This window comes from Methylobacter luteus IMV-B-3098 (assembly GCF_000427625.1).
Classification (GTDB): Bacteria; Pseudomonadota; Gammaproteobacteria; order Methylococcales; family Methylomonadaceae; genus Methylobacter; species Methylobacter luteus.
The window spans coordinates 1,906,109-1,923,228 of sequence record NZ_KE386569.1 but is presented as its reverse complement, the minus strand read 5'-3'; the positions used below and the strand labels follow the sequence as shown (position 1 = coordinate 1,923,228).

General features: G+C 42.8%; 13 protein-coding genes, 3 tRNA genes and 2 pseudogenes. 16 read left to right on the top strand and 2 right to left on the bottom strand.

What is annotated here, in order from left to right:
• Positions 1-56 precede the first annotated feature (56 nt).
• Positions 57-455, bottom strand: coding sequence for a PilZ domain-containing protein (locus METLU_RS0110815; RefSeq protein WP_027158221.1), 399 nt, complete (start codon positions 453-455; stop codon positions 57-59).
• A gap of 105 nt (positions 456-560) precedes the next feature.
• Between METLU_RS0110815 and METLU_RS0110810 the strand changes: the two genes are divergently transcribed.
• The 13 genes from METLU_RS0110810 to METLU_RS0110750 all read left to right on the top strand — a co-directional run bounded on the left by METLU_RS0110810 (position 561) and on the right by METLU_RS0110750 (position 12,572).
• Positions 561-1,793 carry an ABC transporter substrate-binding protein gene (locus METLU_RS0110810; RefSeq protein ID WP_231383585.1) on the top strand — a complete coding sequence of 411 codons (1,233 nt, stop codon included), beginning with the start codon at positions 561-563 and terminating at the stop codon, positions 1,791-1,793.
• A 9-nt stretch (positions 1,794-1,802) separates the two neighbouring features.
• On the top strand, positions 1,803-2,765 hold the full coding sequence (locus METLU_RS0110805) for a PQQ-dependent catabolism-associated beta-propeller protein (protein WP_027158219.1): 963 nt from the start codon (positions 1,803-1,805) through the stop codon (positions 2,763-2,765).
• Positions 2,762-3,502, top strand: coding sequence for an ABC transporter ATP-binding protein (locus METLU_RS0110800; protein ID WP_027158218.1), 741 nt, complete (start codon positions 2,762-2,764; stop codon positions 3,500-3,502). Before METLU_RS0110805 ends, METLU_RS0110800 begins: the two co-directional genes overlap by 4 nt.
• A complete protein-coding gene (locus tag METLU_RS0110795; protein ID WP_027158217.1) occupies positions 3,499-4,302 on the top strand; it encodes an ABC transporter permease in 804 nt (267 codons plus the stop codon). The genes METLU_RS0110800 and METLU_RS0110795 overlap by 4 nt, the downstream gene beginning before the upstream one ends.
• An 87-nt stretch (positions 4,303-4,389) precedes the next feature.
• Complete coding sequence (cysK, locus tag METLU_RS0110790; RefSeq protein WP_027158216.1) at positions 4,390-5,298, top strand: cysteine synthase A; 909 nt, start codon at positions 4,390-4,392, stop codon at positions 5,296-5,298.
• Positions 5,299-5,344: 46 nt separating this feature from the next.
• Complete coding sequence (locus tag METLU_RS0110785) at positions 5,345-6,922, top strand: hypothetical protein (protein WP_027158215.1); 1,578 nt, start codon at positions 5,345-5,347, stop codon at positions 6,920-6,922.
• 286 nt (positions 6,923-7,208) lie between these two features.
• A complete protein-coding gene (locus tag METLU_RS0110780; RefSeq protein ID WP_027158214.1) occupies positions 7,209-7,733 on the top strand; it encodes a hypothetical protein in 525 nt (174 codons plus the stop codon).
• A 59-nt stretch (positions 7,734-7,792) separates the two neighbouring features.
• Positions 7,793-7,867, top strand: a tRNA-Gly gene (locus tag METLU_RS0110775).
• A 52-nt stretch (positions 7,868-7,919) separates the two neighbouring features.
• Positions 7,920-7,993: transfer RNA gene (locus METLU_RS0110770), tRNA-Cys, on the top strand.
• A 19-nt stretch (positions 7,994-8,012) separates the two neighbouring features.
• Positions 8,013-8,087, top strand: a tRNA-Gly gene (locus METLU_RS0110765).
• 714 nt (positions 8,088-8,801) lie between these two features.
• Positions 8,802-10,205, top strand: coding sequence for a mannose-1-phosphate guanylyltransferase/mannose-6-phosphate isomerase (locus tag METLU_RS0110760; RefSeq protein WP_027158213.1), 1,404 nt, complete (start codon positions 8,802-8,804; stop codon positions 10,203-10,205).
• A 147-nt stretch (positions 10,206-10,352) separates the two neighbouring features.
• Positions 10,353-11,240, top strand: a complete 888-nt coding sequence (galU, locus tag METLU_RS0110755; RefSeq protein WP_027158212.1) for a UTP--glucose-1-phosphate uridylyltransferase GalU — start codon at positions 10,353-10,355, stop codon at positions 11,238-11,240.
• A gap of 408 nt (positions 11,241-11,648) precedes the next feature.
• Positions 11,649-12,572 (top strand): ExeA family protein, encoded by a 924-nt coding sequence (locus METLU_RS0110750; RefSeq protein WP_027158211.1) that lies wholly within the window; start codon positions 11,649-11,651, stop codon positions 12,570-12,572.
• A gap of 81 nt (positions 12,573-12,653) precedes the next feature.
• Here METLU_RS0110750 and METLU_RS26715 read toward each other — a convergent pair.
• Positions 12,654-13,227: pseudogene (locus tag METLU_RS26715) on the bottom strand (transposase); the annotation flags it as partial.
• A gap of 406 nt (positions 13,228-13,633) precedes the next feature.
• Here METLU_RS26715 and METLU_RS25135 point away from each other — a divergent pair.
• The 3 genes and pseudogenes from METLU_RS25135 to METLU_RS0110725 all read left to right on the top strand — a co-directional run.
• Positions 13,634-14,222 (top strand): annotated as a pseudogene (locus METLU_RS25135) (GDP-mannose 4,6-dehydratase); the annotation flags it as partial.
• 2 nt (positions 14,223-14,224) lie between these two features.
• Positions 14,225-15,508, top strand: coding sequence for a nucleotide sugar dehydrogenase (locus METLU_RS0110730; RefSeq protein WP_027158209.1), 1,284 nt, complete (start codon positions 14,225-14,227; stop codon positions 15,506-15,508).
• Between the two features lie 435 nt (positions 15,509-15,943).
• Positions 15,944-17,086, top strand: coding sequence for a glycosyltransferase (locus tag METLU_RS0110725; RefSeq protein WP_155920536.1), 1,143 nt, complete (start codon positions 15,944-15,946; stop codon positions 17,084-17,086).
• The last annotated feature ends 34 nt before the right edge of the window (positions 17,087-17,120 follow it).

Sequence of the window (17,120 nt, the reverse complement as noted above, 5' to 3'; positions counted from 1 at the left end):
GAACTTGCATGGCGCTGCTGAACTGGATATTTTACCAGAGCGTTACGAAATGGGACTTATCTGAATATTAATTCTTTCTGAGTTTCCAGCAAATAATCCCCAAGTTCGTCATTATAGCGATTGAATTTGATTCCATATCGAATGTTCGAGAGAGTTGACTTGCGGACCACGGTTCCTTCGATTTTAAATGTTTTGCCACGATCAAATTTGAGCTTCAATGTTATTTTGTCACGAATATTGAGTTTTTTATGGCTGCGGATTAAGACGCCTTTGCTGCTGATATCAATTAAGTCAACCGGAATTTCGCGAGCAAAATTAAGCAAACTGTTTTTACTGAGGATGACTGTAATGTCTTTTCTTATGTAGCGGGTAGCAATGCGATTATTGACCATTTGCTTCTTTGATGGATTAAGGTAAAAAAATTTATTGGCAGCTTTTGTGTCATTAGAGGCCATGGTGTGATGGTTGTTATTATTAAGATAAATTCAAGTATTGTCGTAAATTGGCAAATTTCAATATAACGTTCTGCGCGAACTTCAACGAAAAGCAAAAAAAAGTCGATGAATCCGTTAAAATTGATGACTTGTTCGTTTTTATTGTCAGGAAATACCGTGTTTGATAGCCAGTCTCTTCGGATAATTATTAAACTTTTATTTATTATTCAATTGCTTACTGCAGGCCTGGTTTATGCGGAAGCTAAACAGACAGTCAATATCGCATATTTGGCGCAAGAGCAAAAAGCGCCTCCGCCTTTATCCAATCTGGACCCTTTTATCGAAAACAAGGGCGTTTTAGGGGCAGAGCTGGCGATTGGCGATAACAATACGACAGGCCAGTTCACCGGGCAGAAATTTGTCCTGAAAAAATTCATCGTGCCGATCGGCGGTAACGTTGCTGATGTGTTCAACAAAGACATCAGCGAAAAGTTTCAATTCGTCGTGACCACGTTGCCAGCCGAACAGATGACCAGCATTGCCGATTTGCCTGCAGCCCAGCAAATGGTGTTGTTCGATGCATTCACGCGCGATGATGCCTTACGCAACGAGCAATGCCGCAAAAACGTGCTGCACATGCTGCCCAGCAGAGCCATGCGGGCCGATGCGTTAGCCCAATATATGATGAAGAAACGCTGGACTGAGTGGTTTCTGGTCATTGGTCCCAATCCCGAGGATCGCCTGTTTGCCGATGCGGTCAGGCGCGCCGCCAAGCGTTTCGGCATGAAAATAGTGGAAGAAAAAACCTGGGAGCATACTTATGATGCCAGACGCACAGCACAATCGGATGTGGCTGTATTTACCCAGGTGGATGATTATGACGTGTTGGTCGTTGCCGATGAACAGGGGGTGTTTGGGGAATATCTTGATTACCGCACCTGGTATCCACGGCCGGTAATCGGAACTCAGGGTCTGATTGCCACGTCATGGCATCGAACGCATGAGCAGTGGGGCGCCGTACAGATTCAAAATCGCTTCAAGGAGCAGACCGGTCGCTGGATGGAAGAGCAGGATTATGCGGCTTATCTGGCTGTCAGGGCCATAGGCGAGGCGACTACGCGTACGAAATCCAATGAATTGAAGCCGGTTAGGGATTATTTATTGAGTGAGCAGTTTGCGCTGCAGGGCTATAAAGGCAATCCCTTGTCTTTCCGCTCCTGGAATGGTCAGTTAAGGCAGCCGATTTTGCTGGCGGCGCCCAGATCATTGGTCGCCGTAGCGCCGATTGAAGGTTTTCTGCATCCGAAAACCGAACTCGACACCCTGGGTTATGATCAGTCCGAATCAACATGTAAGTGAGGCATCCACATGAAAAAAAATTTTTTAATGCTGTTTTTGGCGATGGCATCAATAGGCTCAGTACAGGCGGAGACGGTTTTCGTCACGCTGGAAAAGGATAATGCCCTGGCTGTCGTCGATCCGATGGAAGGCAAATTAATCAAGACAGTGCCTGTCGGTCAGCGCCCGCGCGGCATCGCCATCAGTCCAGATAATAACTATCTGTATATTGCCACCAGCGATGACGATACGATCAAGATCGTGGATGCAAACACTTTGGCAGTGCTAGGCCAATTGCCATCGGGCGAGGATCCCGAGACATTCGCGCTGAATCCGGCCGGCGACCGGCTTTATGTCTCCAATGAAGATGACAGTTTGGTAACCGTGATCGATACCGCCAGCAAAAAAGCCGTCAAACAGATTCAGGTAGGTGTCGAGCCAGAAGGCATTACGGTCAGCCCTGATAACCGCTGGGTGGTCAGTGCCTCCGAGACGACGAACATGCTGCACTGGATCGACACGAAAAGCATGGCGATTACCGACAACACCCTGGTTGATCCCCGCCCCCGTGCAGTCAACTTTACAGCCGACAGTCAGCAGTTATGGGCGACATCGGAGATGGCCGGCACTTTAACGATTCTGGACGCTAACACGAAACAGGCCATCAAAACCATCAGCTTTGAAATAGCCGGCGTCACTAAAGATAAAATTCAGCCGGTAGGCGTCGTGATCGACAAGGACAGAAACAGAGGCTACGTGGCCTTGGGACCTGCAAATCGTGTCGCGGTAGTTAATGCAAAGACGTTTGAGGTTGAAAGATATCTGCTGGTCGGGCAGCGGGTCTGGAATCTGGCTTTTTCTCCCGATCAAAAAAGACTCTATAGCACTAACGGTACCAGTAACGATATTTCTATTATCGATCTGGAGAACCAGAAAGTGACTAAATCGGTCGGTGTGGGGCTTTATCCCTGGGGAGTCGCAGTCAAGCCATGAGTGCGCCGATAGCATTGTTAATTCAAGACTTAAGCTTTTCCTACGGAGGAAAGAAAGCGCTTGATCAGGTCAGTTTCCAGATTCAACAGGGGGAGTGCACAATCCTGTTAGGGCCAAACGGCGCCGGCAAGAGCACGTTATTTTCATTGATTACGCGGCTATATGATACCCGTAGCGGCCGCATCGAATTATGCGGCTTCGATATCAAGCGGCAAACGCGCAAGGCATTGGCAAAACTGGGCGTGGTTTTTCAACAGACCACCTTGGATATGGATTTGACGGTGATGCAGAACCTGCGTTACCACGCGGCTTTGCACGGCATGGGCCGCAAACAGGCCGCACAACGGATTCAGGAAGAGCTGGAACGCTTGAACATGGTTGAGCGCCGTTTTGAGCAAATACGGGAGCTTAATGGAGGGCATAGACGACGGGTCGAGATTGCGCGAGCGTTATTGCATAAGCCGTCGCTGCTGTTATTGGATGAGCCCACCGTCGGCCTGGACGTGCCCAGCCGTCATGATATCGTGGAACATGTGCACCGGCTGGCAGTTGAGCACCAGATGGCTGTTTTGTGGGCGAGTCATTTAATTGATGAAATTTATCCGGAGGATCGCTTGATCGTGCTTCATAAAGGCCGCATTAAAGCCCAGGGCACCGTTGATGAAGTTCAGGGAATTACCCATGCCGCAACGATTAAAGAGGCTTTCTACAAATTGACGCAAGGAGAGCAGGCATGAATGTTTTGCATTACTGGCGCGCAATGTGGGGCATCATCTGGCGTGAATTGTGGCGTTTTGTCACGCAACGTGAGCGCTTTATCTCCGCTCTGGTCAGGCCTTTGGTCTGGCTATTCGTATTTGCTGCCGGTTTTAGAGCCGCATTGGGCCTCGCCATTACACCGCCTTATGAAACTTATATTCTTTATGAAGTTTACATTACGCCGGGCCTGATAGGCATGATTCAACTGTTCAATGGCATGCAGAGTTCATTATCGATGGTATACGACCGGGAAATGGGCAGCATGCGGATACTGATGGTTTGCCCGCTACCACGAGGTTTTTTATTACTCAGCAAATTATTAGCCGGTACGGCAGTATCCATCCTGCAGGTATATGTGTTTTTAGCGATTGCCTGGTTTTATGACATCCAGGCGCCGTGGCAGGGATATCTGTGGATATTGCCGGCATTGATGCTGTCCGGACTAATGCTGGGCGCTCTGGGATTATTGTTGTCTTCATTCATAAAACAACTCGAAAACTTTGCAGGGGTCATGAATTTCGTAATTTTTCCGCTGTTTTTCATGTCCACGGCGCTGTATCCTTTATGGAAAATCAAGGAGTCCAGTGAACTGCTGTATAACCTGGCTAAATACAATCCTTTCTCCCAGGCGGTTGAGTTAACGCGATTTGCCTTGTACGAGCAGTTTAATCAGGAAGCTTTTATTTATACATTTGTCGCCTTTGTTATTTTTATGACAGCGGCGATCATTGGTTATAATCCATCAAAAGGCATGATGACGAGAAAGGGAGGCGGCTGATAGCCGATTCTCTCGTCTAAACCGATTTGCTAGTTTGGTCTAAAATTATCTCATCGTCGAGATCAATAAATTTATAGGAGAAAAAACATGGCTTACGCTCAGGATATTAGTGAATTGATTGGCAATACCAGTTTATTGAAATTGCGGCATATTACCGAGGCTGATTCAGCTGATGTATTGGTCAAGCTTGAATCTCGCAACCCCGGCGGCTCCGTTAAAGACAGGATTGGCCTGGCCATGATTATAACGGCCGAGCGAGAGGGCAGGCTTAAGGCCGGCGGTACGATAGTCGAGCCGACATCGGGCAATACAGGTATTGCTCTAGCAATGGTTGCCGCAGTGCGCGGTTACCGGTGCATATTGACCATGCCGGAAACCATGTCGGTAGAAAGACGGCAGTTGCTGGCGTTGTACGGGGCGGAAATTGTTTTAACTCCCGGCCCCGAAGGCATGAAGGGCGCTATTAATAAGGCCGAAGAAATCGTTGCCGGCACGCCGGGTGCGTTTATGCCTCAACAGTTTGAGAATCCCGCTAATCCGGAAATACACAGGCAGACGACGGCACAGGAAATATGGTCGGCTACCAATGGGAACATTGACGCGTTTGTGTGCGGCGTCGGCACGGGGGGAACGATCTCAGGGGTTGCCGATGTTATCAAAAAAAGAAAAGAAGATTTTCAGGTGATTGCGGTAGAACCCGTTGAGTCCCCCGTTATATCGGGCGGTACACATAGTCCGCATAAAATTCAGGGTATCGGCGCCGGATTTGTCCCCAAGAATCTGAGCGTGGATTTATTGGATGCTATTGAATTGGTCAGCACGGATGAGGCATTCGCAGTGCGCAAGCGATTAATCGAAGAGGAGGGCATTCTGGCTGGAATTTCGTCAGGAGCCAGCGTCTGTGCTGCTTTGAGAGTGGCTAAAAAACTGGGGCCGGGAAAAACAGTTGTCACCATTATTCATGATACTGGTGAGCGTTATTTAAGCATGGGTTGAATGGCTTGGTCGTTTATTACAGAGCGAAGTTAATATCGGTGAATATGTGAAGAACTCATTCTATCTGGTGATTCCAGCGCAACAGAATGATCCTCGGCGCCTCAAAGAATTTTCAAGTAAGGCATTACAGCAATGGATTACCGAATTGCCCACAGCCAATCCTGGTTTAGCCACACGTCTGCTTTACGATTTTATCAAAGATTGTAACTCCATCGAGATGGATAGTCAGATGAGGTTGGATGCTCTGGAGATTGTAAGACCTAGCGTACTTATTATTGAGGATTATCTTCGTTCAAGACTTATAAAATCCGGATTTCCGAAAGAAGACAATGACGGGAAAATTCTCGATGTATTAGTCTCAATTGAAAAGGAATTCTCTATAGGCTACTGGATAGTGCTCAAAGGCTTGACTCGGCGTAATGTGAGCTGGTTCCAAGGGAAGAATGCGGCATTGGCAATTCATCGCTGTATTAGAGGATTAAGCAACATTGTCATTAATCATTTTCTCATGGGGATGTCTATTCCAGACTGGGTATGGATAGATCTCCATTCGCTTTATAAACTCAGTGTCGAAATAAAAAAAGACAGGACTAAAATAGTCAATGGCACAAACCAGTCCAATAAAGCAAGCACTCCTGAAGAATGTTATAAGCAGATTCTGCTGCTCAGTCTTGCCGATCCGACAGGATTGATGCAAAAAGAGATCTTGTTGGTTTATAACTTCATAGAAACAATACATTTTTTAGTAAATTTGAAAAATGAGGCTGTTGCTGGTCAACAGATGCAATGTATTGTCTCAACGGATGAAGATAAACCACCGCATTATCAGGAAAATATGAATGCTAAAAATGATCTGGATGCGCTATATATAGATTTTACTAGGCTAATTAAAAACTTACAGCAGAAGGAAAAGTCGATTAGCGCGACCGATGCAAGATTTAGCTCAATGTATGTGCCGAAAAATAATAGTGTAAAGCTATCGTCAGAACTACTTGATTACCTGGGGCAAAGATGGTCGGGAATCGATCTTCAGGGAACTCTTTTTTTTAGCGACAGATTAGATCGATATATTGCTATTGGCTTGGATGCGTCATTCGAGCTACAGAGTTCATCGGAAGCGGATGCTGAAAAAAATTTGGAGTTTTTGGCCCAGTCAGGTTCCGATCAATTATTATCCTGTGTATTTGAAAAAACAGGTGTTTTATCTGTGGGGAGTCTGGTTAGTTTTAGAAAAACAGATATGCCGGAGCACAAGCGCTCCCTAGGCATAGTCAACAAGATAGTTGTAGCTAAACAAAGTGGAAAGATTGATTTTGGCATGCAATTGTTGGCACAGCAATCTGCTGCTGTAACTTACAGGCCGGTGGATGCTTCGGAAAAGGATGAGCTACAGAAAGCTTTGCTTTATACAGGAAACGAGCACGAAAGCGAAAAAATCTATATTATTACTGATACTTGTATGCTAGAAGGCGACATTATTCATTTATTTACACAACAGGAAGACTTTCCTGTCGTCTTGAAAAACAGAAAAAATGTCGGGCTAGGTTATTGGCAATTTGAATATCAACGTATAACGGAAAGAGAAAAACCGGCTCATACTAAAAAAGGCTATGATTTTATTTGATTAGATAAAATAAGAACCTACATAGCACTTGAAAAGTTTTTTCATCGTGGTAAGTTGGTGTATTAATTTGGAAATTTGATAATGGACTGTCGATTTTTAAAATTGCTATGGTTGGGTGAAATGAAAGCTCTTGCCTAAATAAAAGATCGTAAAATTTTTATTTATAGTTCAGTAGTTTAGTCAGGCAAATCTCGCTTTTGGATTATCTGAGCAAGCGGATGATGATAGTTTGGGCAGAGTCTCAATAAATATAATAAATAAAATTACAATATCGTGAGGATGAAAAATGAGTAACGAAGAAAATGTTAACAAAACTGAAGAAAACGTTAACAAAATCGAAGAAAATGTTAACAAAAGCGAAAGCTCAATGAAAAGTGTAGCTGGAAATCTGGTTTCTTCAATATTGAATTTAAAAGAAAAAAATCCAAAAGTATTTTTTGGGGCTATTGGAGGGGTAGTAGTCCTTCTAATTATCATAATGGCCAGCGGCGGAGATTCCTCGAGCTCTGTTTCCGGACCTGCAATCAAAAATCTTGTAGTGGGACAAAAATATGTTTTAAAGAGCCCAAATACCTATGATAAAGCAGCAACCATTCGTTTGGTCGCCGTGCCAGGCACTATAGCAGCATATGATGATACAGAAGAAGACGACAGAACCGGGGTCTGCAAGCATATGCCTCAAGGGACTCCTGTAACTGTTACGGATCTGCAGGACTTTTCTGGCAAGAAAAATGCTTTTGCTAAAGTTCAAATGTTGGAAGGCGAATGTCAAGGTAAAGACGGTTGGGTTTTATCAATTAATGTTCAATAAATAAAAACAAAAGTTGACATTATTAAGAAAAACTCTATAATGACTAAATAAATTGAAACGCGGGAATAGCTCAGTGGTAGAGCACAACCTTGCCAAGGTTGGGGTCGCGAGTTCGAATCTCGTTTCCCGCTCCAATGTGTTTATAAAAAGCCGCGAATGTACGCGGCTTTTTTATTTTACCTTTAAGGCTGCGTAGCAAAGTGGTTATGCAGTGGCCTGCAAAGCCATCAACAGCGGTTCGATTCCGCTCGCAGCCTCCATTTATACAATATTTAAAACGCGGGAATAGCTCAGTGGTAGAGCACAACCTTGCCAAGGTTGGGGTCGCGAGTTCGAATCTCGTTTCCCGCTCCAATGTATTTAAAAAAAGCCGCGAACATTCGCGGCTTTTTTGTTTCATCTTTATGGCTGCGTAGCGAAGTGGTCATGCAATAGCCTTGAATCTTCAATTTGAAGTTTAAAGATAATACTTCCTGATTCATTATCCCAAGCAGAATAAATTTCAGCAGCTTATCTAGCTTCATTCTCAAATGAAGCTCATACAATACTTCACCAAATTAATAAATCATCAAATCGAGCATGGCTTGGTAAATTCTTGCCAAGCGCTAGATCATGGAGCATGTTGTACGGCAAAAACTGTTCAATTTATAAAAAATTGCTCTGCGCAATCCCGTCAATGCATAAATCACCTCTTCATCATTATTGGCGTTTTTGGGACATGTATGGTAATCAAATCAAAGCATTACACGATTTTTTATCCTACATGATCAGTGATGATAACGTGCGTAAGTTTTTATGCCAACGACCAAAAGTTGCCGTCAAGTTTCGTTAAGCTGAGCCTGTGCGAGCGATATATGGAATAGTTTCAATAAATTGTCGCTGATTAGCGACTATTCCGCCGCATCACTGGCTTTGCTAGGCAGAATTTCTCTTATCCTAAAAAGTTTTGTCTTACTGATGTGATACTCCACGATTGATTGAAAACAATCTAGGCTTAATAAAGAAGTGTTAAAATTATTTTTGGTTAGGATTTATAACTTTTAACAAAGCAAAGGAAGATAAAAAGATATGATTCCCGTTATCTTATCCGGTGGTTCCGGTACAAGACTTTGGCCATTATCTCGAGGACAGTTTCCTAAACAATTTCTGCCGTTGATTTCTGATCATACTATGTTGCAGGAAACAGTGCTTAGGCTCAGTGGAGTCGCAGGAATGAAGGCGCCTATCGCTGTTTGCAATGAAGATCACCGCTTCATGTTAGCTGAGCAATTATGGGAAATTGGCGTTAAGCCGTCCGCAATAATCCTGGAACCTATGGGTAAAAATACCGCACCGGCTGTCGCTATGGCGGCCCTGACAGCGGATTCCGAAGATGATGTTTTGTTAGTATTGCCCGCGGACCATGTCATATTGGACCTGGAAGTCTTTCATCACGCTATTGCGCAAGCAAAGATTCTGGCAGAGCAGGGGAAATTAGTTACGTTTGGAATCGTACCTACGGAGCCTGAAACCGGATATGGCTATATCAAGCGTGATGCTTTACAACAAGGGGAGGCTTTTAATGTCGCGGCTTTTGTTGAAAAACCCGATTTAGACACAGCAAGGTATTATTTAGAAAGCGGCGATTACTTCTGGAACAGCGGAATGTTTGCCTTTAGAGCAGATACTTTTCTGCAAGAACTCAACAAATTTAATCCGGATATGCTATCGGCTTGCAAGCGTGCACTTGATGCCGCTAAAGTGGATTTGGATTTTACCCGTTTGGACAAAGCGCTCTTTTCCGCATGCCCGGCAGATTCCATTGACTACGCAGTGATGGAGAAAACTGATAAAGCTGTAGTGATTCCATTGGACGCTGGTTGGAATGATGTAGGGTCGTGGTCGGCATTATGGGATGTGGCCGATAAAGATCAGTTTGGCAATGCCATTAGTGGTGATGTATTGACCGTTGATACCGAAAATTCCTTCATACGCGCTGAAAATAAATTGGTTGCTGTTATTGGAGTGCGCGACTTGGTTGTTGTAGAGACCGCTGACGCATTGATGGTTGCGCCGAAAGACAGAGTGCAGGAAGTAAAAGATATTGTCGCTCAGCTAAAACAACTTAAGCGCAGTGAGGCGGAATTGCATCGTAAAATTTATAGGCCTTGGGGACATTACGATTCCGTGGATAGCGGTGAGCGTTACCAGACTAAACGCATAGTAGTTAAGCCCGGAGCCAGATTATCTGTACAAAAACATCATCATCGTGCAGAACACTGGGTTGTGGTAAAAGGTACGGCTTTAGTGACCAAGGACGAGGAAAAAATCTTGCTCTCCGAAAATCAGTCTACTTACATTCCTTTGGGTACAGTGCATTGCCTTGAAAACCCAGGCATCATTCCACTAGAAATGGTCGAAGTTCAATCGGGTAGTTATTTGGGTGAAGATGATATCGTGCGCTTTGAAGACTCTTATGGGCGTAATAAATGATTCTATATTTGCAACGTTATGCAGTTGAATATAAATTGTTCGGTATTTGCAACGTTATGCAGTTGAATATAAATTGTTCGGTTTGATTAAATTTGCAAACCGATAAATAAAATTATCGATTTATTATACAAGTTAAGGAAAAAGTGAATGAATAAAAAAATTACTAAAGCGGTTTTCCCTGTTGCAGGGTTAGGTACGCGGTTTTTACCAGCAACCAAGGCCAGCCCGAAAGAGATGTTGCCAATCGTTGATAAGCCGCTGATTCAATACGCTGTAGAAGAAGCTGTTGCAGCCGGTATTGATACTATGATTTTTGTTACCGGTCGTAATAAAAGAGCTATACCGGATCATTTCGATAAAGCTTACGAACTTGAAAAAGAGCTTGAAGCAAAAGGTAAGTTTGAAACGTTGAACATGATTCGGGATATTTTACCTGCGCATGTTTCATGTGTTTTTATTCGCCAATCTGAAGCATTGGGTCTAGGTCATGCCGTATATTGTGCCAGATCTGTAGTAGGCAATGAACCGTTTGCCGTTATATTGGCGGATGACTTGATTGCGGATGCCGGCAGAGGATGTATGGCGCAGATGGTGCGTCTCTATGAACAAAAACATACTTCTATTCTTGGTGTCGAAAGAGTTGACCCCTCTGAAACAGGTAGTTACGGTATCGTGAAAACGGGAGAATCTTCAGGTGCATATGCGCCTGTAGAGCTTATTGTTGAGAAGCCTAAACCAGAGGCAGCACCATCAAATTTGGCGGTTGTAGGCCGATATATTCTTACTCCGGCTATTTTTGACAAAATTAAAAAGACAGGCCGGGGCGCAGGAGGCGAAATTCAATTAACTGATGCGATCGCTGATCTATTGGTTGACGAACAAGTATTGGCTTATGAATTTGAAGGAAAACGCTATGATTGCGGTTCCAAACTGGGCTTTTTAATTGCAACAGTAGAACATGGATTGCTGCACAAAGAGCTAAAAGATGACTTTTTAGCTTACCTGAAAAATTTGACTAAAACGCAAAAAATTTAAGTCAATGCCATTTATAGAGACCTTACTTAAGGTTCTGGATAGCTAAATTACCCATAATAAAACAAAAAGGTCACATTAATAGTGGCCTTTTTAGTGAGAAAAGTTTCTTTAATCTAGACTGTTTGTGCATTGTAATAATATCTCCGCGACATTTGGAAATTTCAATCTGAGAGAGTTATTTAAATTTCAAAAAGTACGCTATAAAAAACAAAGAAAGCAGTGTATAAAGTTTGTTTTTTATTCCTAAATATTAGGAATGCTTGAATTTGGTTGGATCTTTTGATGTCCACCCATTGATCTGTTATAGAATCAGCTTATCCAATAAGTACAGCATAATAAGATCATCTGAGTCACGCTCTCAGTGAGATTTTCATGATAAGCTCCCACTAAGAACTTATTGCCGTAAATATGTATAAAAAATTTTTTGGACTTAACAAAAAACCATTCGCTCTTATACCTGATCCTGGGTTTCTGTATTTGAGCTCTAAGCATAAAAAAGCTTTAACTACACTTAATTATGGGTTAGTGAGTCAAGCCGGCATTACAGTGATTACCGGCGAGATAGGTTCAGGCAAAACAACATTGATCAGGTGCATGTTAGGCAAAATTAAAGATCAATGCGCCGTAGGGTTGATCACTAACACACATAGTAGCTTTGGCGATCTACTAACATGGGTATTGGCTTCATTTAATATCCAGCATGACGCTAAGGATAAATCCGAGCGTTATCAAATTTTTGTCAAATTTATAGCTGAACAAAGTCAAAAAAAACGACGTGTCGTATTGATTGTTGATGAAGCTCAGAATATGGATATTGAAACACTTGAAGAATTAAGATTGCTGTCCAACATCAATGTGAGTTCTCACGTAGTGCTGCAACTTATATTAGCAGGACAGCCGGAACTGGTTGATAAACTTAATTTGCCCGAGCTCGCTCAATTTGCTCAACGTATTTCCATTGAATATCATTTAGAGCCCCTTAATTTTGAAGAAACAAAGAATTACATAGCACATCGTATTCAGGCAGCCGGTGGAAGGACTTCAGTGTTTAAGGAATCTGCTTGTGCAGCTGTATTTTATTACACTGAGGGAGTGCCTCGACTAATTAACAACATTTGCGACTTAGCGATGGTTTTTGCCTTTGCCACCGATACACATGAAATTGGATGGAAAACTATTCTGGAAGTGGTGAATGAGAGGAAAACGAGTGGTATACGCCAGTTTACAGGAACAATTTCTCCTGATCTAGGTTTAAGCGAGCATACCTCCGAGGCGGAAAAATTTCATAAAGCAATCCTGGAAAAAACAGGTTTTGATACATCAACCTGCTAGTAATGAAGAGATTGAAATCATCTTTGTGAATATAAAACTTCCATGACATTGTTAAATTAGCAGAGTATTACCAAGTTACAGTCAAATCCGGTTTATGGAAAAGCAAGCGGCTTCCTGTTGTTGATCTCCGGTTTGTTTGATGCCGTTGGTGAATTTCACGCCGGCAATGACCTCGGCTAACTGTTGATAGCCTCTTAAGCGCAGCCATTTTTTCTGGGCCGTTTCTATCAGTTTAAATGCCATTGCCAATATTGTCGTCCGGCTACTAATGCCTGGTTTTGGTCGTTCTCAGCCTGACGATGGCAAAGACCGACTCGATCGGATTGCTGGTGCGGATATGCTGCCAGTTCTCGGCCAGATGATTATAAAATGCCAGCATAGCCTCCTTGTCTTTGACCAGGCGCGTCATCGCTTTCGGATATTTCAGCTCGAACCGTTCAAGACAGCGGTTAAATGCTTGATCAGCGCCTTTCCGTCTGCCAGATGGCCTGTGCAGAGCCGCTTTGATCTTGGACTGCATGGCTTTCGGCAGCTTTTCCAGGACATTGGCGGTCTTATGCACCCAGCAGTGCTGCTGGTTGGTTTCCGGCCAGAGTTTACTCACCGCTTTCCAAAATCCCAATTCGCCATCGCCGATAGCCAATTTGGGCGCACTCTTGATTCCTTGTTGCCCCCATCATAGATTCTCATTTAGAGCCTGATTTTAATGGGATGACAACTATCCTGACACAGGGGGGGAAACCTTTTCCAACGGAGTACACCGCTTGCTTCTCAGTTCAAGTACCAGAAATGATCATGCTTCCGTTCCAGTTGATATGCGATGCGCTAAATGATTTTTTGGGTGAAAAGTGAGCAAAAAAACACTAAAAGCTTGTCAAGATACGCTATATCACCTATTGAAAAACTATATATAGAGAGTATTTTTAAGTCAAAGAAGCAATAAAGTAGTGAAGTGCTTTTTCTTAAATTGAAATAATTATTGTTAATAGTTATGAAAGCATCACGGTAATTCATCATCCAACAGAATTAAGTAACTTGTATAAATGAAAAGAGTATTAATGCAGATCATGCATCTGCCGGCTCGGGCAGGAGTGAGATATTCATTGACTCATCCGCATGCCTATGTGGATTCCAATTTAGCTGGTTTTATCGATATATTGAGAGGATGTTGGCACAGTGAAATTTGAGCATTTGGTCTATGCTTCTTTCAGTTCTGTTTATGGCGCAAATCCCAAAATGCCCTTTTCCACCCACGACAATGTCGATCATCCTGCTTCGCTGTATGTAGCGACTAAAAAAGCGCATGAGCTGATGGCTCACACCTACAGTCATCTTTATAACCTGACGACTACGGGCCTGCGGTTTTTTCCTGTGTATGGACCGCAGAGCCGACCGGATATGTCTTTGTTTATGTTTATTCGTAATAATAATCCCGTCAATTTACTGACATTCATCGAAATACTCGAAAAATGTTTGAATAAGGAAGCCATAAAGAATTTTTTACCTCTACAGCCTGGAGATGTTCCTGATACTTATGCGGATGTTTCTGGTTTAGTAAATAAGTTGGGCTACAAGTCCGCTACTTCATTAGAAACCGGAATTAACAATTTTGTTGAGTGGTATAGAGATTTTTACAAAATTGGGAGATAAGTATGCATAACAGAAAAATATCAGTAGTTGGTTTAGGTTATGTCGGATTGCCTGTAGCAGTAGAATTTGCTAAAAATCAACAGGTTATCGGATTTGATATAAACTCGATACGCATTGAGGAGCTAAAACAGGGCATTGAGCGCACTAATGAAGTGGATGCGGAAGATTTGAAGAAAGCCAATATTTTATATACCTGCAATGCTGAAGATTTAAAAAAGGCGGATTTTCATATAATTGCGGTGCCTACACCGGTCAATAAAGCCAAACAACCAGACCTGAGGCCGGTAATCAAGGCTTCAAGAACCGTGGGTAAGCAACTTAAAAAAGGCGATATTGTTGTTTATGAATCGACAGTCTATCCGGGAGCTACAGAAGAAGATTGCATTCCTGTTCTGGAGCAGGAATCGGGGTTAATCTGGGGCATTGACTTTAATGTCGGGTACTCGCCTGAGCGAATTAACCCGGGTGATAGGGTGCATACGTTTAAGACTATCACGAAAGTGGTATCGGGAGATACGCCTGAAACGCTAGAAACTGTAGCAGGTGTTTATGAATCCGTGGTTACGGCCGGCGTACACAGAGCCGCTACGATTAAAGTCGCGGAAGCCGCCAAGGTAATTGAGAATACTCAACGAGACCTAAACATCTCGTTAATGAACGAATTGGCTTTGATTTTCAACAAAATGAATATCGATACGAGAGATGTATTAGCCGCGGCATCAACAAAATGGAATTTTTTGCCATTCGATCCCGGACTGGTCGGAGGGCATTGCATAGGAGTTGATCCTTATTATCTTACTTATAAGTCGGCAACTTTAGGATATACGCCGCAAGTCATTCTGTCCGGACGCAGTATTAATGACAGCATGGGAACCTTTATTGCAGCTCAGACTGTAAAGGAATTGATCAAGGCCGAAAAGTGTGTCAGAGGCAGTGTGGTCACTATTTTAGGCTTTACGTTTAAAGAGAACGTTCCCGATATAAGAAATACACGCGTCATTGATATTTATAAAGAATTGCAAACCTATGGCATTAATGTGCAGGTGTTTGATCCCATGTCGGATCCGAATGAAATAATGGAGGAATATGGGGTTAAATTATCAGCTGAAGATGAGCTGAAACCCGCTCATGCCGTGCTTTTAGCTGTGCCACATGATTACTTTTTAGCTAAGGACTGGTCTTATTTGGTGAGTTTATTAAACGACGAGACGGGCATAGTCATAGATATCAAAGCCAAGCTTGAAAGAGAGGATGTGCCGAAAGGCGTTAAACTCTGGAGACTTTAATCCAGGATGAAGCGATACACTGTCGTCGCCTTATCAGGATTAGCGTGCTTCTTGCAGCGTTAACGTTCTCCAAGAGAGTTATCGCCTCTGATTTGCCATTTTTCAGAAATTACAGGGGAAAGCCTAATGCAGGTGTTCGGGTGCCGCCGAAAAACACATCGATACGGGTGGAAAATAGTCGGAAGTATCTATTGATTCTGACTGAAGCAAGAGGCCAGGGGGGCTCGGTATCCGACGAAGCAATATCGATGAGCAAAGGTAATTATTCTTGTTGTCGAGGTCATTAACAGCTGGCGTAAAAATGCTGCATAAGCATGACATTTTTTCAAACTTGCAGGTGTTAGTAACAGGCATGCCCGCTCGCTGCGGATAAGGAAGTCTAAAAATTAGTTTTTTGTATATTCGCATAGCAACAAATTAACTTTGGGCAAAAAAATGACAGCTAAAAAAAATATTATTCTGTTCTGGTTCACGAATGATTGGGGCAAATATGGAAGAGCTTACGAAGAAATTGCCTTAGCTCTTGCCAAGAATCCTGATATTAATAAAGTTACCTGTATCCTCCCGCCTGTTAAAGCCCAAGACCAACGGTTCATGGCCAATATCCATAGACATACTAAAAATCTGATGGTTATTACCCCTTTCTGGCAATCCATTAATAAAAGCGGTATCGGATATCGATTAAGGAAATGGTTCAATTATCGTTATTCACCGCTGGCTTTGTTACGTTTATATCTTTATTTTAAAGGATACCGAAAAGAAAATACTGTGCTGTGGGTTTATCCACCGCATAAATTCATTCCTGAATTAATAAATAATATCCCTCATAAAATATTAATAACCCAAATAGTTGATACTAATAATTTCAGAGTAGATGTAAACCATAATATAGAATTTTCCATGATGCAATATAACGAATTGGCTCAATCAGCCAATCTGGTTATTACCTCCTCAGCCAATAATCATTCTGTATTTTCCAAGCTTAATAAAAATTGCTTATTTATCGAAAATGGCGTCAGCGAAAGATTTATAGCCGGTCCTTCTGATTTTCCATTTATCAAAAACAATATCCAGCCCAGGCTGGGTTATCTGGATTTTATTTATCAACTTACTGATATCGAATTGATACGCCATATCGCTCTTTCAAGGCCCAATTATTTATTGCTCATAGCGGGACCTGACGGGGGGATACTCGAGGCTTCAGGCATTACTAAGCTATCGAATGTAAAGTACATCGGGTCCGTTCCTTATGGACAAACGCCTTCCTTCCTCAGAAATCTGGATATTTGCCTTATGCCGCACAAAGATAATGACTATAGCCGATCCCTGATCCCATTAAAGCTGTTTCAATATTTGGCTTCCGGCCGCCCCATCGTCTCAACAAAGGTTGCCGGCACCGAAAGATGGGAGGATCTTGTCATGCTTTCAGAATCTTACGATGCATTCGTGCATAACATTGATAGGACATTTGAAACGGATAACCTGGAAAAAAGTACTATCAGGATCAATGCCGCAAAAGCCGAAAATTGGGATAATCGGGTGGAGCGCATGATGAGCAAGTTAATAGAGTTCAGCTAAATGATGAATACAGCGTATTTTACGCTGAACATAA